Raw genomic sequence first — 22,064 nt, forward strand, 5'->3', positions numbered from 1 at the left:
AGCACGCACATGGACCTCTCGAAGATCAAGACGCTGATCGACTTTGTCGGACGATCGAACATTACCGAGCTGACTGTGACGGAAAAGGACGTGACGGTTCGGATTTTCCGAACCGCGACGGGGCAGGAGGCTGTCGCCGAACTCGAGCAAAGGCCGAGATCAATCGTCGATGCGCCTTCGAGCGGCGAGAAACCGTCCCATGTAGTGAAGGCGCCCGTCTTCGGCGTTCTGCACAGGGCCCCGGCGCCCGGGGAGCCGCCATTCGTCGCAATCGGCGACGCTGTTGAGGAGGGGCAGACGCTTTTTATCATCGAAGCGATGAAGGTCTTCAACACGATCGCCGCGCCGCTGTCCGGGTGCATCACGCGCCTGACCGAAATCGACGGCGGCGAGGTCGAGACCGGCGAGCTGCTGGCGGAGATTGCCTGATGCCGGAAATGCCCGAACAATCCGCAACTGCCGGACGCCGCTTCGATACGGTCCTCATCGCCAACCGTGGCGAGATCGCAGCCCGGATAGAGCGCGCCTGTCGCGAGCTCGGCCTGAAGACGGTCGCCATCTGCTCCGAGGCGGACAGGGACGCGCCCTACGGCAGCACCGCCGACAGCTTTCTCTGCATCGGCCCGTCAAGTGCAGCCAGGAGCTATCTCAATCAGGATGCCATTCTTCTCGCGGCACGTCTGACCGGCGCAGGCGCCATCCATCCCGGCTATGGCTTTCTGTCGGAAAACGCAGCCTTCGCCGACGCCGTCGAAAAGGCGGGGCTGATCTTCATTGGCCCGAGTGCCTCGTCGATTGCGACGATGGGCGACAAGATCTCGGCGAAGCGGGCGATGATGGCCGCCGGCGTCCCATGCGTTCCCGGCCCGGACACCTCGCTGCCCGACGATCCCACATCGGTCGAACGCATCGCGCTGGAGATCGGATATCCCGTCATCATCAAGGCGGCCGGTGGCGGTGGCGGACGCGGCATGCGTGTCGTGCCGAAGTCCGATCAACTGCATGAGGCGATCGCGCTGACGCGGGAAGAGGCGCGCAAGGCCTTCGGTTCCCCCTCGCTCTACATGGAGAAATTCCTCCAGCATCCGCGCCACATCGAGATGCAGGTTGTTTGCGACGATCACGGCAACGCCGTGTGGCTGGGGCACCGGGACTGCTCGATGCAGCGCCGCCATCAGAAGGTGGTGGAGGAGGCGCCCGCACCTGGGATCGCAGCCGATATCATCCAGCCGGTTGGCGAGGCCTGCGTGCAGGCCTGCCTCCAGATCGGCTATCGCGGCGTCGGAACCTTCGAATTCCTCTATGAGGACGGGGCTTTCTATTTCATCGAAATGAACACGCGCCTTCAGGTCGAACATCCCGTCACCGAGGTGACGAGCGGGCTCGACATCGTCCAGGCACAGATAGAGGCGGCCCAAGGTCACGTTCTCAATCTCACCCAAGGCGATGTGACGTGCAAAGGCCATTCTTTCGAATGCCGCATCAACGCCGAGGATCCGGACACCTTCCTGCCGTCGGCTGGCGTCATCACCCATCTGGTTTTGCCCCAGGGGCCGGGCATTCGGGTCGATACCCATATTCATACCGGCTACACGGTCTCGCCCTATTACGACTCGCTGATCGCCAAGCTGATCGTGCATGCGCCGACGCGGGCGGAAGCGATGGCGAGAATGTGCGACGCGCTTGCCGGCACGGAGATCGAGGGAATCGCCACCAATATTCCCTTCCTGCGCTCCCTGTTCGAGGACCACGCATTCGCGCGCGGCGAGACCGACATCCACTATCTCGAACACTGGCTGAAGCTGCGGAGGGCGGCATGAGCGCGATCGATTTCAGCGATCCGGCAACCATCGCCTTCCTCACCGACGCGCTGACGACCGCAGGCGTGCACGGGCTCGAAATCTCCCGTCCGGACGGACAGCTTCGTATCGTCGTCGCCGGAAAAGATGGCGCCCGGCTCAGCTCGACCGGAGCGCCGCCACGCGCGCCCAGTTCCGCAACGGCCGTCGTGAAGGCGCCGATGGCAGGCCGCTTCTATGTCGAGCATCCAGGCTCCGCCACGCCCCAGAAGCTGCCGCGCTCCGTATCCGACGCGGACGTCGTCGGTTTCGTCGGGGTAGGGCATGTCCTGCTTCCCCTTCGCGCCAGCCGTTCCGGTGTTTTGATCCGGCTGCTCGCCGAGCCCGGCGCCCTGGTCGGCTTCGGTGATCCCCTGTTCGAAATCGAGCTTCAGCCATGATCGTCACGACGAACAGACGCGCATCCCAACGCGAGATCGTTCCAGCCACCAATAGCCAGGCTCGCGTTTCCTCGATCGGCGCCAGATCCTTCCTGCTCGAGGCGCCAGGCGATTTCGATCTTGCCGCGCAGCGGCGGATCTGGGCCCTGTCCCAGACGGTGAAGGGCTGGCCGGACCTTGCTGAAAACATCCCCGGCATGACCAACCTGCTGGTGATCTTCAAGGAGACGCCTGAAGATCCCGATGCGGTGGTCGCCCGGCTGCTGGAGGCGTGGGAGAATGCGCGCAGTATGGATCTCAAGGGCAAGACGATCGAGATCGCCGTCCATTACGGCGGCGACCATGCGATGGATCTTCCAGCCCTTTGCGATCTTTCGGGCTTAAGCGATCGCGAGGTCATCCGTATCCACCACGAAGCGACCTACCGCGTCTTCGCCTTGGGCAGCGCTCCCGGTTTCGGCTATCTGCACGGTCTCGATCCGCGCATCTACATGCCGCGGAAGACCGTGCCTTCGCTGAAGATGCCGAAGGGTTGCGTGACGATCGGCGGCATGCAGACCGGCGTCGCCATGCTCACAGGCCCCAACGGCTGGAATTCCATCGGCTTTGCGACCCTTGAGATGTTCGACCCCACCTTGCCGAGCCCCGCCATGATGGCGCCGGGAGATACGGTGCGGTTCCTGCCGGCGAGGATCGAGCTATGATCGAGATTTTGGAAAGTGGCCCGTTCAACACGGTGCAGGATCTTGGACGCCCCGGCTACCGCGATATCGGCGTATCGGCGAGCGGCGCGATGGATCCGCTTGCGGTCCGGATCGGCAATATTCTCGTCAGCAATGACGAAAATGCGGCCGTGATAGAGGTGCAGACCTTCCCGTTCAGCCTGTGTTTCGAGCAGCGAATCGTCTTTGCCGTCACCGGCGCCGACGGCAATCCTCATCTGGACGGATCGGAACTCCTTCCCTGGTGTGCCTATCTCGCGGAACCGGGACAGGTTCTCGAATTGAGGCAACCTCCGCAGCTTGCGCGTGCCTATATCTCGCTCGGAGGCGGGCTGGATATTCCCGTTGTCATGGGTTCGCGAAGCACGTCGCTCCGCGGCGGCTTCGGGGGCAATGCCGGCCGGCCTCTGGCGAAGGGCGATCGGATCGCGGTCGGCGAGGACGCGGAGATCGCCATGCTGCCGGCCCAGGGTCTTGCCGTCGTCGAACCGGCCGTAGCGTTGCGTGATGTCTTCTCCGCTTCCGTCGACGGCACGCTGCCGATCCGGGCCCTGCCAGCCGGCGAGCACGATCTTTTCGCCGGAGATAGCGAAGATTTCTGGAGCCAGACCTGGAGGATTTCCTCCCGCAGCGACCGCACGGGCTATCGCCTCTCCGGCGAACCGATCACGCCGACGGCGTCGATCGAGATGCGTTCCCACGGCGTCGTACCCGGCGTGATCCAGGTTCCGCCCGGCGGCGAGCCGATCGTGCAGATGAGCGATGCGAACACCGCCGGCGGATATCCGAAGATCGCCGGCGTCATCGAGTGCGACCTGTGGCGGCTCGGGCAGGCCCGCATCGGCGCCCGCCTCAGCTTCGTTCGCTCGACCCATGCCGAAGCGCGCGCCGTGGAACAGGCTGTCGCCCGCTATGTCGACGACGTCAGGCAGACATGCCGGATGGTCAAGCGCGCCTTGAAGGCGATGGCCTGATGCGGGACGCCGACATCCATGAAAACAAGGCGACGGCCGTCAAAAGGAGGAACCGATGAAGATCGATCTGAATTCCGACATGGGCGAAGGATTTGGTCCCTACCGGCTGTGCGACGACGAAGCGATGATGAAACTGGTCTCGTCGGCCAACATAGCTTGCGGCTTCCATGGCGGCGACCCCGAGACGATGGGGCGCATGGTCCGGCTCGCGAAGCTGAACGGCGTCGGTATCGGCGCGCATCCTGGCTTGCCCGACAGGCTGGGATTCGGCCGGCGCGAAATACCGTTTTCGGCGGACGAGCTTCGCCAGCAGATGCTTTATCAACTCGGCGCCCTGATGGCGATCGCCCGGAGCGAGGGGGTTACTGTCTCCCATATCAGCTTCCATGCGGCCATGGGCAATATGGTCAACCGCGATCCTGTCGTCGCCGACCTGATGATGGATGCGATCGCCGCCGTGGATACCAATCTTGTCATCTTCGTCACGTCAGGCAGCGAGATCCAACAGGCCGCCAGACGCGCGCGCTTGAAAACGTTGGCGCTCTTCCTTGCCGACCGGGCCTATGACGCCGAGGGCGGACTTGTCGCGCGCGGGCTCCCCGGCGCGGTCATTAAAGACGAAGCTTCGGTGCGCACGCGTGTGCGGCAATTCCTGCTCGACGGAACCGTCCAGACTATCGACGGCGCCGTGATCGCGATGCCGGCCCGCTCCATTCTCGTCCATAGCGATACGCCCGGCGCCCTGGAGCTTGCCGGCATCGTGCGCGCCGAAATCGAAGCTACAGGCGCGACGCTCGCGCCTGCCGCTGGACTCGCCGACTGACGCAATCCTGATCGCTTGCGGGCGGTCTCTCGTTTCAATCTCCCATCGAAGGACCAAGTCCGATGTCCGTCATCGCAGACCGCCTGAAAAACGTTTCCATATCCGCATCCGCCGCCATGACCCAGCGCGCCCGGGAACTGGCCGCACGAGGGATCAAGGTCGTCAGCCTCTCGTCCGGCGAGCCGGACTTCCCCACCCCGACGCACGCGATCGAGGCAGCCCATGCTGCAGCTCTTGCGGGTGACACGAAATATCCGCCGATGGACGGCACACCGGCGCTCAAGTCCGCCATCATCAGGAAGTTCAAACGGGACAACAATCTCGACTACGATGCCAGCCAGATCGTCGTGTCGGGCGGCGGCAAGCAGGTGATCTTCAATGCCATGCTGGCAACCTGCAATCCGGGTGACGAGGTCGTCATTCCCACCCCCTCCTGGGTCAGCTATGCCGACATCGTCAAATTCGCCGGCGGCGTCCCGGTCGCAGTCCCCTGCCACGAACAGGCCGGCTTCAAGCTGCGTCCGGAAGATCTGGAGGCAGCGATCACGCCGCGCACCAAATGGCTCTTCCTGAATTTCCCGAACAATCCGACCGGTGCCGCCTGCTCGCGGGTGGAGATGGCCGCCATCGCCGAGGTCATGCTGCGCCATCCCGATATCTGGATCATGACCGACGACATCTACGAACACCTGGTCTATGACGACTTCCAGTTCTGCACGATCGCCGAAGTCGAGCCGAGACTCTATGACCGCGTCCTGACGATGAACGGCGTCTCCAAGGCTTACGCGATGACCGGATGGCGGCTCGGCTTCTGCGCCGGGCCGAAGGACCTGATCTCCGCCATCAGCAATGTCAACGGCCAGAATGGCGGCGGCATTGCGACGCTCACCCAGGCTGCGGCGACCGCGGCCCTGGACGGTCCTCAGGATCTTTTGAAGGAGCGCGCCGCGATCTACAAAAAGAGACGCGACTTCGTCCTCGACAAGTTGTCCGAGGTGGAAGGGCTGCGTTGCCACAGACCCGAGGGCGCCTTCTACATCTACCCCAATATCTCGGGGCTGATCGGCAAGACCAGCAAGGGTGGGCGAAAGATCGAGACCGATGTCGATTTCGTCATGGCGCTGGTCGAGGAGCATCATGTCGCGACCGTGCAGGGAGCGGCTTACGGAATGAGCCCCTTCTTCCGCATTTCCTACGCGACCAGCATGGAGAAACTCGACGAAGGCTGCGCGCGCATAGCCCAGTTCTGCCGGGACATGCGCTGACCGCCGACGTGCGTTAGGCTTTCAGCCGCGCCGTCAGGCCGAGAAGGATGTCGCGGACGGCGAGAGCCGGTTCCGACAGGGGATTCTGGTCGGAAACGCAAAGCGACAGGGTTTCCTCGATCCGTGGTGAGACGAGGCGGCAGATCAGCGGCTCGCTCGATTCCGATACGATGCGATCGGCAATGGCTTTTGGCATAATCGTCGCACCGAGGCCGCTGCCCACCGCGCGGGCCAGCGTGCGGACGATTTCGACCTCGGCGACGACCTTCAGATTGGTGCGGGTGCGCGTGAAGGCGGTATCGACCGCTCGCCGGACGAAGTTATAGGCCGGTGGCAACAGCATCGGAATCCCGTCGAGAGCGCTGACCGGAACAGGCTTCTCACCCGCTTCGATGGCAAAGTCGCGATGGGCGACCAGGAAAAACTCTTCACTCAGGATCGGCTCGAACCGGACACCCTTGATCGGGCCGGTTCCATGGAGAAGGGCCATCTCCAGCCGGCCATTCATGATCATCTGGCTATAGGTCTGCCCGACGCTTTCGGTCAGGTGCAGCAGGATGCCGGGATGCAGCTTCCTGGTTTCCGCCAGGAGTTCGACCGAGAGCGTGGCCGCACTGCTGAACGGCACGAGGCCGACGGACACGCGCCCGGCAAGCGAATTGCCGGCCGCGGATGCATCCGCTTGCGCCTGTTCCATCTGCCGCAGGATAATCTGCGCATGGCGATACACAGCATGTCCCGCATCGGTCATGCTGACGCCTTGCTGGCTGCGGATCAGCAGCTTGTGGCCGAAATGCTCCTCCAGTGCTGCAAGCTGCTGGCTGAGGGCCGGCTGGGCGATGTGCAAAAGGTCCGCCGCCCGCGTGATGCTGCCGCTGTCGACGATCACGATGAAAGATTTGAGGCGTCTGATGTCCATGAGGATCGGGGTACCGTTCTGATCTGCGCGGGTCACATGTTTGCAGACGTGCATGGCTTTTGCAACGCGGCGCGGATGCCGCGAGGCGATGCTGACATCGCCTGCTTCTGTTCTTCCGCCGCGGCCCCGGCTCCATAACCGTTGCTTATTGCTCCAGAGATAATCGGTCTTAGGCAAGGGATGAAAGCTTCGCTACTGTCTCGATCAACAACAAGGGAACGACAATGCCATTCTCCGACTACAAGACCGCACTGGTGACCGGCGCCTCTTCCGGTATCGGCGCAGCCGTGGTTGAGCGGCTCCGCCGGGAGAACATCGAGGTCCATGCCGTTGCCCGTAGCGCAGATGCCCTGCAGCAGCTGGCAGCACGGACGGGCTGCATCGCCCATGTCGTCGATGTGACCGACCGTCAGGCAATAGCCGAGCTCACCCGTCGGGTGGAGTTCGATATTCTCGTCAACAATGCCGGCGTCGACCGGCCGAAGAAGTTCCTGGAAGCCGATGAGGCCGATATCGATCTCCTCGTCGACGTCAATCTCCGCGCGGTCCTGCATATCTGCCGCCTTGTCGTGCCTGGCATGGTGGCGCGCGATCGCGGGCACGTCATCAATATTTCTTCGATCGCCGGCGCTTATAATTTCGGTGGCAACTCGTCCTATCACGCCACCAAGGCAGGGGTGAGCATGCTGTCCAACCAGCTGCGCATCGACGCTTTCGGCAAGCGGGTACGGGTGACCGAAATCTGCCCCGGCCGGGTCGCCACCGACATTTTCAATCACGTCCATGGCGATGATCCCAGCGTCCGCGAACGATTCATCGACGGCTTCGAATTACCGCAGGCGGCCGATATCGCCGATGCGATTGCCTTCGCCATCGCAGCTCCCGTCGCCGTCAACATCGGACACATGGAGATCACGCCCACGCTGCAGGTCATGGGCGGCCTGCAGACGGCGAAGCCCGCGGCCAAGACGGATCCATCCGGGGAGCCAAAGCCGTGAGTGGTTTCGACCTTTCGGCAATCCTCGGAAATCCGGAATATGCCGCGATGCTGCTGCATGGCATCGAGATGACCTTCATCATCTATGCCGGGTCCTGGTCGCTGGCGATGGCGTTGGCGATGCTGCTGCTCGCCTTGCGTCTGTCACCCTTTCGCTTCGGCGATCCGTTGGTCGCTGCTTACGTATCCTACCACCGGAATGTTCCCACCCTGGTTCAGCTGATGCTGTGGTATTTCGGGATTTTCACCCTGATGCCGAGCGGGCTGGCGACTTGGCTTGCAGTCCACAATGCGGAGGCCATCTTCGCCGTCATCGGGCTCGGGCTCTGCCAGGCGGCCTATTTCAGCGAAGATCTTCGTTCCGGCGTGCGCTCGGTCAGTCCCGGCCAAATGCAGGCGGCCCGGGCCCTCGGCCACGGTTATGTCTCGGCGATGCGCTTCGTCATCATGCCGCAGGGCGTGCGCAACGCGCTGCCGCCGCTCATCAATCACAGCGTTTCCCTGTTCAAGAACAGCAGTCTCGCCGTTGTCATCGGCGCCTCGGAGCTGACGCATGCCGTCAAGGAAATCGAGAACCTCAGCTTCAGGACCTTCGAGATCTACCTGATCGGCACGGTTCTCTATCTCTTCTTCTCGCTCGTGATCATGAGCATCGGCGCCTATCTCTCGATGCGCACCGATCCTGCCCGGAGTGCGCGCGCATGATCCACGACATGATCGCCATCGTCCGAGATTACTGGCTGCTGCTGCTGATCGGCCAATATCCGAACGGCCCGCTTGGCGGGCTCGCCAATACGCTGATCCTTTCGGCGCTCAGCATCGCTCTCGCCTTTCCGGCCAGCATTCTGTTCGCATTGGCGCGGCTCTCCAAATTGCGTCTGCTGCGCTGGCCGGTGACGGCGCTGGTTTATTTCACCAGGGGCGTACCGCTCCTGATGCTCATCCTGTGGAGCTATTTCCTCGTCCCGCTCATGACTGGCGCCGACGTGCCGAGCTTCCTCACCATGCTGACGACACTCGTGGTCTACCAGAGCGCGTTCCTGAGCGAAGTCGTGCGCGCCGGCATCGTGGCGCTCGGACCGGGCCAGATGGATGCGGCGCGGGCGCTCGGCCACGGCTATTTCGGGGCGATGCGCTTCGTCATCCTGCCGCAGGCGCTCTACAACATGATCCCGAGCATCCTCTCCACCTTCGTCTCGACGATCAAGGACACGACGCTCGGCTATGTGATCAACGTGCCGGACCTCACCTTTGCGGCAAGCCAGGTCAACAACCAGCTCCTGACGCAGCCTTTCCAGGTCTTCCTCATTCTGGCGATCGTATATTTCGCCATCTGCTGGACGCTCACCTACTTCGCGAACCGCCTCGAGCGGCGCATCACGCGGCGGCGCGCGGGACTTGCCAGCTTTCCCGCCGCCGCCCCGATCACGCCGTCGAAAATTGTATCGGAGCAGCTATGACCATGTCGGTATCAGCACAGGAACCGCAGACGATCCGGCTTTCGCAGGTCTGCAAGAGCTACGGCGACTATCCGGTCCTGAAGGACATCGATGCGCAGGTGGCGCGCGGCGAAGTCGTGGTCATCTGCGGTCCATCAGGTTCGGGAAAATCCACGCTGATCCGGACGATCAATCGCCTGGAAGAGATCAACAGCGGATCGATCACGCTCGACGGACAAAACATCCACACCTCGATGCGGGCAAAGGAACTCAATGCGATGCGCAGCCGGATCGGCTTCGTATTTCAGAACTTCAACCTGTTTCCGCATCTTTCGGTCGCCGAAAACGTGTCGATGTCGCCGATCCGGGTGAAAGGCGTGGCGCCCGACCTCGCGCACGAAAAAGCCATCAAGCTTCTCGATCGGGTCGGGCTCGCCGACAAGGCGCGAGCCTATCCCGGCCAGCTCTCCGGCGGCCAGCAGCAGCGGGTGGCGATCGCCCGCGCCCTCGCCATGGAACCGCCGGTCATGCTGTTCGACGAACCGACCAGCGCGCTCGATCCCGAAATGGTCGGCGAGGTGCTCGCCGTCATGAAGAGCCTGGCGTCCGAAGGCATGACCATGCTCTGCGTCACCCACGAAATGGGCTTCGCGCGCGACGTCGCGGACCGGATCTGGTTCATCGATGCCGGTCAGATCATCGAAATGGCGACCCCCGAGGAGTTCTTCAGCAATCCGACCCATCCCCGGGCTCAGCGCTTCCTCGCTGATCTCAGGCATTGATACCAATCACCAAAAACAAAGGAGAACAGCAATGAACTGGAAATGCCTAAGCCTCACTGTCGCATTTGCCGGCATGGCGGCCGCCTTGCCCGCAAAAGCCGATCAGCTCGATACCATCATGTCGGCGAAGACCCTGCGTTGCGCGACGTTCGCCGATGTTCCTCCCTTCGCCTCGCCGGATCCGAAAACCCGCGAAATGGCCGGTTTCGACGTCGATCTCTGCGGCGCCATCGCCAAGGAATTGGGCGTCAAGGCTGAAATCAAGCCGGTTTCGGTCGAAGCGCGTGTGCCGGAGGTCAAGCTCGGCCGGGTCGACATCACCGTCGCCAACCTTGCCTATACGCTCAGCCGCGCCGAGCAGATCCAGTTCAGCGATCCCTATTATCTCGCCAAGGAAATGCTGATCGTGCCGGCGGACGATGCCGGCAAGAAGAAGGCCGATTACGAAGGTCAGCGCATCGCTTCGACCAAGGGCTCGACTTCGGAAATGTCGATCAAGCTCAACAAGTCCGATCCGCTGACATTCCAGGATACGGCTTCCGCCTATCTCGCCGTCCAGCAGGGCAAGGCGCGCGGCATGGTGGCCAACACCATGACGACGACCAAGTTCGTCAATGAATCGAAGAGCAAGGGCAAAGAAATGCGGATGATCGAGGAACCGATGCTGTTCCAGCCGATCGGTATCGGCATGGCCAAGGATCAGCCGGTATTGACCGCCAAGATCAACGAAATCCTGCACAAGCTCGATGAATCGGGCGAAATCAACAAAATCTGGGACAAGTGGCTCGGCCCGAATACAGAATACAAGATGACGCGCACTGACAAGGTCGTACCGCTCTCGCAGCTGAAGTTCGATCCGATTCCGTAAGCCGACCGGCCTCGGCGTCGTCCGATGGCAATCTCCCAAGCGAATTCGGACGGCGGGATATGCCCGCCGTCTGCCAACGATGTGAGGCATCCATGATCCATATTAAAGATATCGCAGAACGGCCTGGCAAAGCCGACATCGACGCCCTTTCCAAGTTTTCACCCGCAACGATTCATGAAGCCCAAGGGCGCCGCGGAGCGCTTTCTTCCCGCCTCAAGCCGGTGGACTACCGCATGAAACTGTGCGGTCCTGCGTTTACGGTCAAATGCGCGCCGCGCGACAACATCATGCTGCAGCTTGCCATCAACTACGCAAAGCCAGGCGACATCATTGTCGTTTCGGCGGGCGAGTACGAGGAGGCCGGCTCCTTCGGCGATGTCCTTGCCAATGCCTGCCTTGCAAAGGGCATCGGCGGCCTCGTGACAGATACGGGCGTGCGCGACACGCTTCAGCTGAGGGAACTTGGTTTCCCGGTCTTCTCGCTCAGCGTCTGCATCAAGGGAACGGTGAAAGAAACCATTGCCGCAGTGAACGATCCGATCATCGTTGGTGGCGAAACCATCAATCCCGGCGACATCATCGTCGGAGACGCCGACGGACTGGTGGTGGTGCGCAGGCAGGAAGCGCAGGAAGCCGCAAGGCTCTCGCAGGCCCGCGAAGATGCCGAAGCCGGTTATATCGCGGCGTACAAGCGGGGCAAATCGGTCATCGAGGTCAGCAATCTGGAACCGGTGCTGAAAGCCAAGGGCCTCGTCGTCGAAATCTGACGCGATACCGCAATAGCTATCAGCCCTGCCACTTCAAAGGGGGCGGCTGGCCTTTTCGGCCAGCCGCCTTATGCAAACCGGGCGGCTCAAACGCTTTCGGGCGTAATCGTTTCGAAGGGAACCACGCGCTGAAGGATAGTCGGGCTGTCGCGATGTTCCAACGCTGCGATCATCGTGGCGATCAATTCGTCTGATATCTGATCCAAGGGATGGCACAATGCCGCCATGATCAGGCCTTCGGTCAAGCCCTTGCGCGTTTCCGGGCCGATGTCGCGGCAGACGACCCTGACCTTATCTCGCTTTTCGGCAGGCGCTTCGCGAAGAGCGCGCAGCACGCCGGAAATCCCCCCTCCGACAATGAAAATGCCTCTGAGGTCATCGAGTTCGGAAAGCAGTTGGCTGACGATCCGGTAGGCTTCCTCCGGCTCCTCATGTGTCGGCCGGCTGTCATCCACCTGAAGATGGGGCGCATGCTCCCGCATATAAGATCGAAAGCTCGCATCGGAGACATCCTGGCACTGATAGCGATGATTGCCGATGAAGACGGCGATCCGGCCGGGCATCGGCGTGGTCTGAGCGAGAAACCATGCGGCGGTGCGCCCGAGTTTCCAATTGTCGGTGCCAACGAAGCCGGCGCGATCCCGGGCGGACTGATCGGTTATGTAGGCGACAACCGGCTTTCCTCTCTCCTTGAGCGATTGGATGGTCTGCCCGATCAACGGGTGATCGCCCGCAATGACAGCAACTGCATCACAGCGTTTGCCAAGCGCTTCGAGACGATCTGCAATATTTTGTGGCTCGAGGACATCGACAAAATCGACCACAGCCACGACTTTTTCGTGCTGGCGTCTCGCGGCCGCCTCCGTGATCTTGGAGCCAAACAGCCGGTAGAGCTCACGGCTCGACTGCTGGAGAAGAAAGCCGAAACGATAGTTCGGCAGGAGCCGCTGTCTGCGGTCCTCGATCACGCCGCGCCCATAAAATCCAATCTCTTCCGCGGCATTTTGCACCCTCTCGATCGTTTCCGCACGCACTGCGCCGGTACCTCCGAGGATGCGGTTGACCGTGGCGATACTGACGCCGGACGCCTGGGCAAGATCGGCAATGGTCGGTCTCTTCATGATATATTTCATTCCATTTCCGGATGAAATGAAATGATACATTAATTTCATCTAAACGCAATAGGCATTCCATTTATAGAGGGCAGTTGATACAAATATTCCAGCGAGTTGGGAGCCTTGCTTTGAGGAATTGTTACTCTCGACCGCCTTTTTGGGAGGAAATCACATGAGTTTTTCAATGAGCGCCGTACGCGGGCTGCTGGCTGGCGCTGTTTTCGTTCTTGGCGCTTCTTCTGTCATGGCCGCGAATATTGCTGTTGTCGGCGGCAAGACCGACGACGAATTCTGGAGCCGTATCAAGAAGGGCGTTGATGACGCCCGGCTCGTCGTCGAGAAGAATGGCGGCTCCGTCAGCTATCTGCAGCTGCAGACCTACGACAATCTCGGGCCTGACGCCGCCCAGCTCGTCCGCACGGCCATCAGCCAGGGCGTGACCGGCATCGTGGTGCCCGACTGGGTGCCCGAGGCCGAGGACGAAGCCATCAAGGCTGCGGTCGCCGCGGGCATCAAAGTCATCCTGATGAATGCCGGCAACATCGACAAAGCTCGCGAGCTTGGCGCGATCAACTATGTCGGGTCGGATGAATACACGGCCGGCAAGGCAGGCGGCGAATATTTCGCGTCCAAGGGTGCGAAAAATGTCATTTGCGTCAATACGCTCCCGGGTGCGGCAAACCAGGAGGCCCGTTGCAAGGGTGTCATCGACGGCATCACCGGAAAGGGCGGCACTGGCAAGCAGCTGCCATTGCCGGCGACCAGCTTCGGCGATCAGACGGCAATCGCCGAGGCCGTCAAGGCGACACTGCTCCAGGACGACACCATCGACGGCGTCCTCAATGTTGGGGCTTCGGACGCTGATGCGGCTGCAAGCGGGATCGCTCAAGCGAACAAAGTCGGCAAGGTCGCGCATGGCACCTTCGACCTGAATGCCTCGGGGCTTGCCCGCATCAAAGACGGTTCGCAAACCTTTGCAATCGACCAGCAGCCTTACCTGCAGTCGCTGCTGGGGGTTTCGCTTCTCGCCTCGCATATCGACTACGGCACCAACCTGCCGACCGCACCGGTGCTGACCGGCCCGGGCATCGTCGATGCGGCGAACATCGACGCCACCCTAGCCGGCGTCAAGGAAGGCGCTCGCTGATCGTTCGAAACGGGTTCCGGTCCGCGGAAAAATACGCGGGTCGAAGTCTATCGAGCGTGCGGCCCGCCGCGTCCGCGCGCCTGGAGATTCACGCCCAAACTGGGGTAGGCATATGAACAATCTTTCATTCAGCAACCTGTTGCGCCGTCCCGAGGCGGGTGCATTCCTCGGACTTGTCGGCGTCCTCGTGTTCTTCGTCGTATTCGGCAGCACCAAGTTCCTGGAGCCCGCCGGCGCCGCAAGCTGGCTCAACGTCGCCGCCAATCTCGGCATTATCGCTCTTCCCATCGGACTTTTGATGATCGCAGGCGATCTCGACATTTCGATTGGCGCGATGATCCCGGCCGGCTCCATGACGGTCGCGGTCCTCTCGGGCTACTACGATCTTCCCATATGGGTCGGAATGCTCGGTGCGCTTGCCTTCGGCCTCATCGTCGGGCTGGTCAACGGCTACCTCGTCGTGCACACGGCCGTGCCTTCGCTGATCGTAACGCTCGGCACCCTCTTTGCTGTACAGGGCCTGATGCTTGGCACCTCGGTTCTCGTAACCGGCACCACGAGCGTGGCGCTGACTGCCGACCCCTGGGCAAAGTTCCTTTTCGGGCAGTTCCTGGCCGGATCGTTTCAGGTGATCATTCTGTGGTGGGTGGCCATCACCGCGATCTTCATCTTCTTCATTCACTTCTCGCCTTACGGGAACTGGATTTTCGCGATGGGCGGAGACAAGGTCAGTGCCCGCAACGCCGGCATTCCGACAACCCGTCTGACGATGGTCCTCTTCGTCCTCTCGGCGATGAGCGCGTCCTTCGTCGGCATGTGTCAGGCCATCCTGTTCAATTCCGCGCAGGTTTCGGGCGGAATGACATTCATCTTCAACTCGATCATCTCGGTCGTCGTCGGAGGTGTGCTGCTGACCGGAGGGTTCGGGTCGGTGATCGGGATCTTCTTCGGCACAATCACCTTCGCCGTCGTCAACCAAGGCATCTATTTCACGACCTTCGACCGCAACTGGTCGAGCCTGATCATCGGCGTGATGCTGCTCGTGGCCGTCCTCATGAACAATACGTTCCGCCAGATGGCGCTGACCTATTCACCCAAGAAGAAGAAGTGAGAGCTGAGACATGGCTGGCCCAATTCTTGAACTTGAAAACGTCAACAAGTCCTTCGGCCCGATCGATGTGCTCTACGACATCACATTGAGCGTTCATCCCGGTGAAGTACTTTGCCTGCTGGGTGACAACGGTGCGGGAAAGTCCACCCTGATCAAGACCTTTGCCGGTGTCTACAAGCCGACGAGCGGCACGGTGAAGTTCGAAGGTCGGCCCATCGTCTTCCAGAATCCGCGCGAAGCCGCAGACCTCGGCATCGCAACGGTCCATCAGTTCGGCGGCACCTTTCCGCTGATGAGCATTGGCCGTTCGTTCTTCGTGGGGCGGGAGCTGACCAAGGGCTTCGGCCCATTCAAAATCTACGACCGCAAAGCCGCAAATGAAATCGCGGTCAAGGCCGTGCGCGAGTTCGGCATCACCCGCATCGACGATGGCGATCGCCTGATCGGCGGTCTGTCGGGCGGGGAGCGGCAATCCCTAGCAATCGCCCGAGCCGTCCACTTCGGCGCCCGGGTGCTGATCCTCGACGAGCCAACCGCCGCTCTCGGCGTCAAGGAGGCGGCGCATGTGCTGCGTATCGTCCTGGAAGCGCGCCGTCGCGGCCTCGCAGTCATCTTCATCACCCACAACGTCATTCACGCCATGACGGTGGGAGACCACTTCGCGGTGCTCATCAAGGGTGCAAAGGCGGCCGATTTCCGCAAGGGCGAAAAGACGCGCGAAGAGATTACCGACCTGATGGCAGGAGGCGAGGCCATGGCCGAACTCGAAGCCGAAATCGAAGCGTACTCGACGGCGCATAGAGGACATCCCCCGCCGGTCTGACCGACCGCTGCCGCGGATGAACTCCAGAAACTCTAAAAAGCTCGCCCACCCCGGCGGGATGGCCCAGCACAATCATCGGACGGGTAACAGCCATGAAAATTGCAATCGACCCCTTTATGCATCGCCACCTCTCACTCGAAGAATTGCCCTCGAAAGTGGCTGAACTCGGATACGAGTGGATAGAGCTCAGCCCGAGGGCCGATTTTCTCGAGTGGTTCAAGGCGCCGCGTGTGTTTCCGGCCCGCGCCAAGGCATTCAAGAAAGCGCTCTCCGATGCCAATGTCGGCATTGCCTCGATCCTGCCGATGTATCGGTGGGCCTCGAACGATGAAAATGAGCGACAAGCTGCCGTCAAGCACTGGAAGCGCGCCATAGAGATCAGTGTCGAACTCGGCGTCGACACGATGAACTCGGAATTCGGCCGCGGACCCCATCCGGACAAGGGTTCGTGCTACTGCTGCCATACCGGTTCAATGATCGAGGCCTGCGAAGACGCCTGGTGGCGTTCGATGGAAGAGTTGGTGCCTGTCTTTGAAAAGGAAGGCATAAACCTGCACGTCGAGCCGCATCCCGAGGATTGGTGCGAAACCCTGCAGCCAGCGCTCGATATCATCAGGACGGTCAACTCGAAGAACGTCAAGTTCCTCTATTGCGCGCCGCATACTTTCTATTTTGGCGATGACACCAAAGCGATGCTCCGGGAAGCAAAGGACGTGCTCGCCCATGTCCATGTCGGCGACACCTTCAATCACAAGGCCTCTTCGGGGCTCCGCTACATCCTCAACCCTCCGGGCACGCAGGCCAGGGTGCATCAGCACCTGAACATCGGCCAGGGCGAGGTTCCCTGGGAAGACTTCTTCGGCACGCTGGCGGAGATCGGGTTCGACGGCATCATGACCGCATGCGTTTTCGCCTGGGAGGACAAGGCCGACCACTCCGGCAAGTTCATGCGCGCCGAAATGCAGCGCTACGTCGACAAGTACTGGACCGCGAAATAACGCGCGATGTCCCTCTAGCGGTTGGCGGTGCAGCCAAGCGATTGGCGCGAGCGACCGCGACCGGGTTCTGCCCGGAACGCTTAAACATCACAGACATCAATTCTTGGAAGGACAGAAGATGATCAACGGAGAAAGATCCATCGAGCGCCCGCTGCGCTGGGGCATGGTCGGCGGCGGCCGTACCGGACAGGTTGGCTACAAGCACAGAACCGGCGCCCAGCGGGACGGCACCTACCGGCTCGTCTGCGGCGCCTTCGACCTCGACGCCGAGCGCGGACGCGACTTCGGCACGAAGATCGGCGTCGCAGCCGACAGGTGCTATGGCGACTTTAAGGAGCTGATCGCCAAGGAGGCCGGGCGCGAGGACGGTGTCGAGGTCGTGTCGATCGCCACGCCGAACTTCACCCATTACGAGATCACCAAGGCGTGCCTCGAAGCCGGCCTTCACGTCATTTGCGAAAAGCCGCTATTCTTCACCGTTGCCGAATGCGAGGAGGTCGCGAGACTCGCCGAAGAGAAGGGCCTGATCGTCGGCGTCACCTACGGCTTTACCGGCCATCCGCTGGTTCATCAGATGGCGGCGATGGTCAAGAAGGGCATGCTCGGCGATATAAGAATCGTCGACATGCAATATACCCACGGCTTCAACGCGGGCGACGATGTCGGTGCCGGCGAAGCCGTGAAGTGGCGCACCAATCCCAAGACCGCCGGCCCGACCTTCGTTCTCGGCGATATCGGCACACACCTCTACTACCTCTCCGAAGTGGTGCTGCCGCATATCAAGATCGAAAAACTGCTCTGCGATCGCAAGGCCTTCATTCCGACCCGTGCGCCGCTGGAAGACCACGCGACCGTTCTCATGCATTACGACAACGGCGCCCGCGGCCGTCTTTGGGTGTCCTCGGTGAATGCCGGCAATATGGGTTCGCAGCGCTACCGTTTCGTCGGCTCCAAGGCCTCCATCGAATGGTCCGATTCCCATCCCGACCAGCTGATTTACGAAGTGCAGGGCGAACCGAACCGCACCCTGCACCACGGCATGCCCTACCTCGAAGAGGAAAGCCTCGCCTGCGATCGCATGGGCGCGCTGCACACCGAGGGCCTCGGCGACAGCTGGGCGAACATCTACCTCTGGATCGCCCAGTCGATCGATGCAAAACGCCGCGGCGACGAGGCCTTCCTCAGAGACCATCACTACCCCGGCATTCAAGCCGGCACCGAAGGCGTGCGCTGGCTGGAAAACTGCGTCCTCTCGGCAGACGCGGGTTCGGCCTGGGTCGAGTTCAACTGATCCACCGGGGGGCGCGCCGGATCTCCTCCATCCTCCTCCCGGGCGCGTCCCCAACCCCTCTTTTGGAAAGACAATGACATGAAACTATCGATCTGCACCGATGTGATGGGTGACCTTTCCTTCACCGACATGCTCGACAAATGCGTCAAACTTGGCGTCGAGGGTATCGAGATGACCGGCGGCGGTTGGTCTCGTGCACCGCATTTCCGCGCCGACGAGCTGCTGGCCGACAAGGGTCTCTTGAAGACGAAGCTCAAGGAAATTGAAGCGCGGGGCCTGGAAATCGCCGCGCTCAATTGCTCGGCCAACCCGCTCGATCCGGGTGACATGGGCAAGCGCCACCGCAAGGAGATGGAACAGACGATCCGTCTCGCCGGTGAAATCGGTGTGAAGACCATCGTCACGATGTCCGGATTGCCGGAAGCAGCACCCGGCGACATGGTTCCGAACTGGCTCGTCTACACCAAGAGCTGGCCGGAGGAGATGCCCGAGCGTGATCGCTATCAGTGGGAGGACCGCGCATTCCCGCTCTGGCATGAGCTCGTGAAGCTTGCCAAGGAAGTGGGCGTCGAGAAATATGCGCTGGAAAACTTCTCGGCAATGCTCGTCTGGAACCCCGAGACTCTGTTCCGTCTGCGCAACGAGGTCGGCTCGACTGTCGGCATGAACCTCGACCCCAGCCACCTGTTCTGGAAGGGTGCCGACCCGATCGCTTCCGCCCGGGCGCTGGGCGGTGCGATCCATCATTGCCACGGCAAGGACACGCGCATCGAGCGCGGGCTTGCCGATGTCAACGGTCTGCTTGAACTGAAGGACGTAACTGACGTCGCCAACCGCAGCTGGAACTACGTTGCCGTCGGCGCTGGCCATGACCTGCAGTGGTGGAAGGAGTTTTTCTCTGTGGTTCGCATGGTTGGCTACAACGATTGGGTCAGTCTCGAGATGGAAGACTTCACCATGTCGACCGAGGCGGGCATCCAGTCCTCCATCGACGCGCTGCAGGCAACGATCAGCCGCTGACGGAGCGAGTGGGGCGTGCTTGTGCGGAAAGATCGATCTGGACACTATTATGGACGCGTGTTCTATAAAGCGGACAGATTTGAGGGGAGCACGCCATGCATCTTTCCATGTGGACTTACCCCTGGGACATTCAGGACCAGGGGCTCGACGCCTTTGCCGCCGAGCTTCGCGGACGGGCGGGCCTTAACACGGTCAGCTTGGCGACGTCCTATCACGCCGGCCGTTTCCTTCAGCCGCGGAGCCCGCAGCAGAAAGCCTATTTTCCCGAGGACGGGACGGTCTATTTCCGGCCGGATGAAATCCTGTGGAAGGACAAGGTGATCAGGCCGTTGATGGCCCGAAATGTGGCCGAGCGCGGCGACATGCTGGATGCGCTCGTCGAAGGGCGCGAGAAGACCGGCCTCAAAATTTCCTGCTGGACGGTCTGCCTGCACAACAGCCGTCTCGGCATGCTGCATCCCGATCACGTGACGCGGAACGCCTTCGGCAATCCGAACTATTACAATCTTTGCCCCTCAAGCCCTGAGGCGAGGGACTATGTCGTCACCCTCGTGCGCGACATCACAACCAACTATCGGCCTGATATGGTGGAGCTCGAAAGCCCGAATTTCATGGGCTTCGCGCACGAGTACCATCACGAAAAGGACGGTGTCGGGCTGAATGCCGAAGACAATTTCCTGCTGTCGCTCTGCTTCTGCGACCATTGCACGGCACGCGCCGGAAAGGCCGGCGTGCCGGTCGAGGGCGCGCGCCGAACGGTGGCGCGCTTCATCGCGGAACTCTGCGAACGCGCCGTGCCGGATCGGCAATTCCCGGACTTCCCGGCAGCCGGCATCGATGCCTACCGCGACCATTCCGACCTGCATGCCTACCTTGCCTGGCGCAGCGAGCCGGTGACCAGTCTGATCGGCGAAATCAAGGCGGCGGCCGATCCCGCAAGCCGCATCGTGCTCATCGATCTGAAGGACGGCTGGCTCGGCGGCGTCGATCTGGCAGCGGTCGGCAGGCTCTGCGACGGGGCGATCCTCTGCTGCTACGATATGGAGCCGGATGCCGTCGGCGATGTCATTCGCACCGGCCGGGCGGCGATCGGGCCGGAAAAGTTCCTCGGGGTGGGTCTGCGTGTCTTCTATCCGGAGGTCGACGGGCCGGCGATCCTGGCGGCACGCGCCAAGGCCGCCGTCGATGCCGGCGCTGATGGCGTCAACTTCTACAATTACGGCCTGATACCGGCAAAGCGCCTCGACTGGGTCAAGGCGGCGGTCCACACAATCGCTTGAGCAGATCAGCGCTCTCAGGAGGCGATTGGTTCAGCGACCTGGATCAGGCAGTCGCCGGCCTGGCTGTCGCAATGCAGCCTGTGGGAAATGACGATGCCGCTCTCGGCAAAGCGCAGCTCTTCTTCCGGTTGCTCCAGGCATTCCAGGTCATGGTACCATCCGGCGAGATCGCCGGCGGAAACGGATGCGCCGAGGGCTGCGGCGGGCTCGAACCAGCCTCTTCGGTTCGCATAGATGCCCTGGCTGTGACGAGACAGCGAAAGCAGCTGCAACGGTCCGGGCTCGGCGAGCGGTAGGCGCGACAGGACCGGGCGTCCGACGATGCCGAGCGCAACGAGCAGCCGATCGATCGCTGCTGCCGTGAAGGCCATCGTCTCGGGCGTCACCGTTCCGCCGCCGCCGAACTCGCCCGAAAGACCGATGATTCCCGACCGCCGGGCAGCACCCATCGATGTCGGCGCCGCCGGTCCATTGTCGGCGATGAAGGCATGCGACGCACCGAGCGCGCGCACCAGCGAGACGGACCGCTCGAAGCGGGCCGCATCGGCCTGCCGTTCGATCAGCGTGCAGGGCAGGTGCGCCATCGACGTGCCGCCCGAATGCAGGTCGAGCACAACGTCATGGCGTGGAAAGAGTTCATGTTCGAGGAAATGCGCCATGCGCGCCGTCGGCGACCCTGTGGGATCGCCGGGAAAGGCGCGGTTGAGGTTGCCGCCGTCAAAGGGCGAGCAGCGCTTGGCCGCCATTGCCGCCGGCAGGTTTGCCATCGGCAGGATGGTGACCGCGCCGCGGATTTCCTCAACCTTGAGCAACCGCATCAGCCGCCCGAGCTGGAGTTCGCCCTCATATTCATCGCCATGGTTGCCCGCCATCAGCAGCAGGGACGGTCCCTCGCCATTCCTGAGGCGAAGGATCGGAATACGGATCTGATAATAGGGCGAACGGTCGATCGAATAGGGAATCGCGAGGTGGCCGGCCTGCCGGCCCTCACGCGAAAAGTCGATCGGATTGACGAGACCGCTATGCATGATGTCTCCAGTGCGGGCGGTTGCGATGCCGTTACCTACGCATCGTGCTTTCCGAAAATCGAATCCGATTTTCGGGCCGATACGCTAGAGCGCGGCGACCGCGGTCATTTCGACGCGCAGATCAGGATCGGCGAGACGAGCTTCGGTGCAGGCGCGGGCAGGCGGATTTTCGATGTCGATCCAGCTGTCATAGACGCTGTTCATCGCCTCGAAATCGACGATTGCCGGCAGGAAGACGTTGACAGCGATAAGGCGCGAGCGGTCAGTACCGGCTTCTTTCAAGAGAGCGTCGATCTTGCCAAGCACGTCGCGGGTCTGGTCCTCGATGCCGGCCTTGCGATTTTCCGCAACCTGGCCGGCAATGTAGACGAGCCCGCCATAGCTGACGGCCTGGCTCATACGGGAACCTTTCTGGTAACGCTGGATCATGCAGCTTTTCCTTTTCTTGCTTTTGGA

The 22,064-nt window shown here is 61.6% G+C and carries 24 protein-coding genes; 20 read left to right on the forward strand and 4 right to left on the reverse strand.

Annotation, left to right across the window (positions count from 1 at the left end):
* The first annotated feature begins 9 nt into the window (after positions 1 to 9).
* From EFD55_RS04025 to EFD55_RS04055, 7 genes are all read left to right on the forward strand, one after another.
* The gene (locus tag EFD55_RS04025; RefSeq protein ID WP_125843216.1) at positions 10 to 429 is read left to right on the forward strand and encodes an acetyl-CoA carboxylase biotin carboxyl carrier protein; all 420 of its coding nucleotides are present in this window, start codon (positions 10 to 12) and stop codon (positions 427 to 429) included.
* On the forward strand, positions 429 to 1,820 hold the full coding sequence (gene accC / locus EFD55_RS04030) for an acetyl-CoA carboxylase biotin carboxylase subunit (protein ID WP_125843218.1): 1,392 nt from the start codon (positions 429 to 431) through the stop codon (positions 1,818 to 1,820). The genes EFD55_RS04025 and accC overlap by 1 nt, the downstream gene beginning before the upstream one ends.
* Positions 1,817 to 2,239 carry an acetyl-CoA carboxylase gene (locus tag EFD55_RS04035; protein WP_125843220.1) on the forward strand — a complete coding sequence of 141 codons (423 nt, stop codon included), beginning with the start codon at positions 1,817 to 1,819 and terminating at the stop codon, positions 2,237 to 2,239. The genes accC and EFD55_RS04035 overlap by 4 nt, the downstream gene beginning before the upstream one ends.
* Entirely contained in the window at positions 2,236 to 2,943 is a 708-nt protein-coding gene (pxpB, locus tag EFD55_RS04040) for a 5-oxoprolinase subunit PxpB (RefSeq protein ID WP_125843222.1), read from the forward strand. The genes EFD55_RS04035 and pxpB overlap by 4 nt, the downstream gene beginning before the upstream one ends.
* Entirely contained in the window at positions 2,940 to 3,935 is a 996-nt protein-coding gene (locus EFD55_RS04045) for a 5-oxoprolinase subunit C family protein (RefSeq protein WP_125843224.1), read from the forward strand. Before pxpB ends, EFD55_RS04045 begins: the two co-directional genes overlap by 4 nt.
* Positions 3,936 to 3,990: 55 nt before the next feature.
* Positions 3,991 to 4,758, forward strand: coding sequence for a 5-oxoprolinase subunit PxpA (locus EFD55_RS04050; protein ID WP_125843226.1), 768 nt, complete (start codon positions 3,991 to 3,993; stop codon positions 4,756 to 4,758).
* 62 nt (positions 4,759 to 4,820) lie between these two features.
* Positions 4,821 to 6,023: a pyridoxal phosphate-dependent aminotransferase gene (locus EFD55_RS04055; RefSeq protein ID WP_125843228.1), complete on the forward strand. Its 1,203-nt coding sequence runs from the start codon at positions 4,821 to 4,823 to the stop codon at positions 6,021 to 6,023.
* Between the two features lie 13 nt (positions 6,024 to 6,036).
* On the opposite strand, the gene nac is transcribed toward EFD55_RS04055, so the two are convergent.
* On the reverse strand, positions 6,037 to 6,996 hold the full coding sequence (nac, locus tag EFD55_RS04060) for a nitrogen assimilation transcriptional regulator NAC (RefSeq protein WP_183604832.1): 960 nt from the start codon (positions 6,994 to 6,996) through the stop codon (positions 6,037 to 6,039).
* Between the two features lie 170 nt (positions 6,997 to 7,166).
* Between nac and EFD55_RS04065 the strand changes: the two genes are divergently transcribed.
* From EFD55_RS04065 to EFD55_RS04090, 6 genes are all read left to right on the forward strand, one after another.
* Positions 7,167 to 7,940, forward strand: a complete 774-nt coding sequence (locus tag EFD55_RS04065; protein ID WP_125843232.1) for an SDR family oxidoreductase — start codon at positions 7,167 to 7,169, stop codon at positions 7,938 to 7,940.
* The gene (locus tag EFD55_RS04070; RefSeq protein WP_125843234.1) at positions 7,937 to 8,644 is read left to right on the forward strand and encodes an amino acid ABC transporter permease; all 708 of its coding nucleotides are present in this window, start codon (positions 7,937 to 7,939) and stop codon (positions 8,642 to 8,644) included. Before EFD55_RS04065 ends, EFD55_RS04070 begins: the two co-directional genes overlap by 4 nt.
* Positions 8,641 to 9,399, forward strand: a complete 759-nt coding sequence (locus EFD55_RS04075) for an amino acid ABC transporter permease (RefSeq protein ID WP_125843236.1) — start codon at positions 8,641 to 8,643, stop codon at positions 9,397 to 9,399. The genes EFD55_RS04070 and EFD55_RS04075 overlap by 4 nt, the downstream gene beginning before the upstream one ends.
* Entirely contained in the window at positions 9,396 to 10,160 is a 765-nt protein-coding gene (locus EFD55_RS04080) for an amino acid ABC transporter ATP-binding protein (protein WP_125843238.1), read from the forward strand. The genes EFD55_RS04075 and EFD55_RS04080 overlap by 4 nt, the downstream gene beginning before the upstream one ends.
* Before the next feature lie 31 nt (positions 10,161 to 10,191).
* Complete coding sequence (locus EFD55_RS04085; protein WP_125843240.1) at positions 10,192 to 11,028, forward strand: ABC transporter substrate-binding protein; 837 nt, start codon at positions 10,192 to 10,194, stop codon at positions 11,026 to 11,028.
* 92 nt (positions 11,029 to 11,120) lie between these two features.
* On the forward strand, positions 11,121 to 11,795 hold the full coding sequence (locus tag EFD55_RS04090; protein WP_125843242.1) for a 4-carboxy-4-hydroxy-2-oxoadipate aldolase/oxaloacetate decarboxylase: 675 nt from the start codon (positions 11,121 to 11,123) through the stop codon (positions 11,793 to 11,795).
* Between the two features lie 86 nt (positions 11,796 to 11,881).
* On the opposite strand, the gene EFD55_RS04095 is transcribed toward EFD55_RS04090, so the two are convergent.
* A complete protein-coding gene (locus EFD55_RS04095; RefSeq protein WP_210276049.1) occupies positions 11,882 to 12,916 on the reverse strand; it encodes a LacI family DNA-binding transcriptional regulator in 1,035 nt (344 codons plus the stop codon).
* A 166-nt stretch (positions 12,917 to 13,082) separates the two neighbouring features.
* On the opposite strand from EFD55_RS04095, the gene EFD55_RS04100 reads away from it, so the two are divergent.
* The 7 genes from EFD55_RS04100 (at position 13,083) to EFD55_RS04130 (ending at position 20,580) form a co-directional block, all read left to right on the forward strand.
* Positions 13,083 to 14,057: a substrate-binding domain-containing protein gene (locus EFD55_RS04100; RefSeq protein WP_125843244.1), complete on the forward strand. Its 975-nt coding sequence runs from the start codon at positions 13,083 to 13,085 to the stop codon at positions 14,055 to 14,057.
* Between the two features lie 112 nt (positions 14,058 to 14,169).
* Positions 14,170 to 15,168 carry an ABC transporter permease gene (locus EFD55_RS04105; RefSeq protein WP_125843246.1) on the forward strand — a complete coding sequence of 333 codons (999 nt, stop codon included), beginning with the start codon at positions 14,170 to 14,172 and terminating at the stop codon, positions 15,166 to 15,168.
* Between the two features lie 10 nt (positions 15,169 to 15,178).
* On the forward strand, positions 15,179 to 15,991 hold the full coding sequence (locus EFD55_RS04110; protein ID WP_125843248.1) for an ATP-binding cassette domain-containing protein: 813 nt from the start codon (positions 15,179 to 15,181) through the stop codon (positions 15,989 to 15,991).
* A 92-nt stretch (positions 15,992 to 16,083) separates the two neighbouring features.
* Positions 16,084 to 16,989, forward strand: a complete 906-nt coding sequence (locus EFD55_RS04115; protein ID WP_125843250.1) for a sugar phosphate isomerase/epimerase family protein — start codon at positions 16,084 to 16,086, stop codon at positions 16,987 to 16,989.
* 118 nt (positions 16,990 to 17,107) lie between these two features.
* Positions 17,108 to 18,280: a Gfo/Idh/MocA family protein gene (locus EFD55_RS04120; protein ID WP_125843252.1), complete on the forward strand. Its 1,173-nt coding sequence runs from the start codon at positions 17,108 to 17,110 to the stop codon at positions 18,278 to 18,280.
* Positions 18,281 to 18,358: 78 nt separating this feature from the next.
* A complete protein-coding gene (locus EFD55_RS04125) occupies positions 18,359 to 19,300 on the forward strand; it encodes a sugar phosphate isomerase/epimerase family protein (RefSeq protein ID WP_125843255.1) in 942 nt (313 codons plus the stop codon).
* Positions 19,301 to 19,395: 95 nt separating this feature from the next.
* Positions 19,396 to 20,580, forward strand: coding sequence for a hypothetical protein (locus EFD55_RS04130; protein WP_125843257.1), 1,185 nt, complete (start codon positions 19,396 to 19,398; stop codon positions 20,578 to 20,580).
* A gap of 14 nt (positions 20,581 to 20,594) precedes the next feature.
* Here the strand turns inward: EFD55_RS04130 and EFD55_RS04135 are convergent, their stop codons facing one another.
* Entirely contained in the window at positions 20,595 to 21,608 is a 1,014-nt protein-coding gene (locus EFD55_RS04135) for a succinylglutamate desuccinylase/aspartoacylase family protein (RefSeq protein WP_125843259.1), read from the reverse strand.
* A gap of 84 nt (positions 21,609 to 21,692) precedes the next feature.
* Positions 21,693 to 22,037, reverse strand: a complete 345-nt coding sequence (locus EFD55_RS04140) for a RidA family protein (protein WP_125843261.1) — start codon at positions 22,035 to 22,037, stop codon at positions 21,693 to 21,695.
* Positions 22,038 to 22,064: the final 27 nt, after the last annotated feature.

The organism is Rhizobium pisi, from assembly GCF_003938655.1.
Lineage (GTDB): Bacteria > Pseudomonadota > Alphaproteobacteria > Rhizobiales > Rhizobiaceae > Rhizobium > Rhizobium pisi.

What these genes read in the sequence shown, in the direction of transcription:
- EFD55_RS04110 (WP_125843248.1), top strand. Translation starts at nt 15,179, where the DNA reads ATGGCTGGCCCAATTCTTGAACTTGAAAACGTCAACAAGTCCTTCGGC.
- nac (WP_183604832.1), bottom strand. Translation starts at nt 6,996, where the DNA reads ATGCACGTCTGCAAACATGTGACCCGCGCAGATCAGAACGGTACCCCG.
- EFD55_RS04065 (WP_125843232.1), top strand. Translation starts at nt 7,167, where the DNA reads ATGCCATTCTCCGACTACAAGACCGCACTGGTGACCGGCGCCTCTTCC.
- EFD55_RS04105 (WP_125843246.1), top strand. Translation starts at nt 14,170, where the DNA reads ATGAACAATCTTTCATTCAGCAACCTGTTGCGCCGTCCCGAGGCGGGT.
- EFD55_RS04095 (WP_210276049.1), bottom strand. Translation starts at nt 12,916, where the DNA reads ATGAAGAGACCGACCATTGCCGATCTTGCCCAGGCGTCCGGCGTCAGT.
- EFD55_RS04035 (WP_125843220.1), top strand. Translation starts at nt 1,817, where the DNA reads ATGAGCGCGATCGATTTCAGCGATCCGGCAACCATCGCCTTCCTCACC.
- EFD55_RS04085 (WP_125843240.1), top strand. Translation starts at nt 10,192, where the DNA reads ATGAACTGGAAATGCCTAAGCCTCACTGTCGCATTTGCCGGCATGGCG.
- EFD55_RS04075 (WP_125843236.1), top strand. Translation starts at nt 8,641, where the DNA reads ATGATCCACGACATGATCGCCATCGTCCGAGATTACTGGCTGCTGCTG.
- EFD55_RS04045 (WP_125843224.1), top strand. Translation starts at nt 2,940, where the DNA reads ATGATCGAGATTTTGGAAAGTGGCCCGTTCAACACGGTGCAGGATCTT.
- EFD55_RS04100 (WP_125843244.1), top strand. Translation starts at nt 13,083, where the DNA reads ATGAGTTTTTCAATGAGCGCCGTACGCGGGCTGCTGGCTGGCGCTGTT.
- pxpB (WP_125843222.1), top strand. Translation starts at nt 2,236, where the DNA reads ATGATCGTCACGACGAACAGACGCGCATCCCAACGCGAGATCGTTCCA.
- EFD55_RS04135 (WP_125843259.1), bottom strand. Translation starts at nt 21,608, where the DNA reads ATGCATAGCGGTCTCGTCAATCCGATCGACTTTTCGCGTGAGGGCCGG.
- accC (WP_125843218.1), top strand. Translation starts at nt 429, where the DNA reads ATGCCGGAAATGCCCGAACAATCCGCAACTGCCGGACGCCGCTTCGAT.
- EFD55_RS04125 (WP_125843255.1), top strand. Translation starts at nt 18,359, where the DNA reads ATGAAACTATCGATCTGCACCGATGTGATGGGTGACCTTTCCTTCACC.
- EFD55_RS04120 (WP_125843252.1), top strand. Translation starts at nt 17,108, where the DNA reads ATGATCAACGGAGAAAGATCCATCGAGCGCCCGCTGCGCTGGGGCATG.
- EFD55_RS04115 (WP_125843250.1), top strand. Translation starts at nt 16,084, where the DNA reads ATGAAAATTGCAATCGACCCCTTTATGCATCGCCACCTCTCACTCGAA.
- EFD55_RS04050 (WP_125843226.1), top strand. Translation starts at nt 3,991, where the DNA reads ATGAAGATCGATCTGAATTCCGACATGGGCGAAGGATTTGGTCCCTAC.
- EFD55_RS04130 (WP_125843257.1), top strand. Translation starts at nt 19,396, where the DNA reads ATGCATCTTTCCATGTGGACTTACCCCTGGGACATTCAGGACCAGGGG.
- EFD55_RS04140 (WP_125843261.1), bottom strand. Translation starts at nt 22,037, where the DNA reads ATGATCCAGCGTTACCAGAAAGGTTCCCGTATGAGCCAGGCCGTCAGC.
- EFD55_RS04055 (WP_125843228.1), top strand. Translation starts at nt 4,821, where the DNA reads ATGTCCGTCATCGCAGACCGCCTGAAAAACGTTTCCATATCCGCATCC.
- EFD55_RS04025 (WP_125843216.1), top strand. Translation starts at nt 10, where the DNA reads ATGGACCTCTCGAAGATCAAGACGCTGATCGACTTTGTCGGACGATCG.
- EFD55_RS04080 (WP_125843238.1), top strand. Translation starts at nt 9,396, where the DNA reads ATGACCATGTCGGTATCAGCACAGGAACCGCAGACGATCCGGCTTTCG.
- EFD55_RS04090 (WP_125843242.1), top strand. Translation starts at nt 11,121, where the DNA reads ATGATCCATATTAAAGATATCGCAGAACGGCCTGGCAAAGCCGACATC.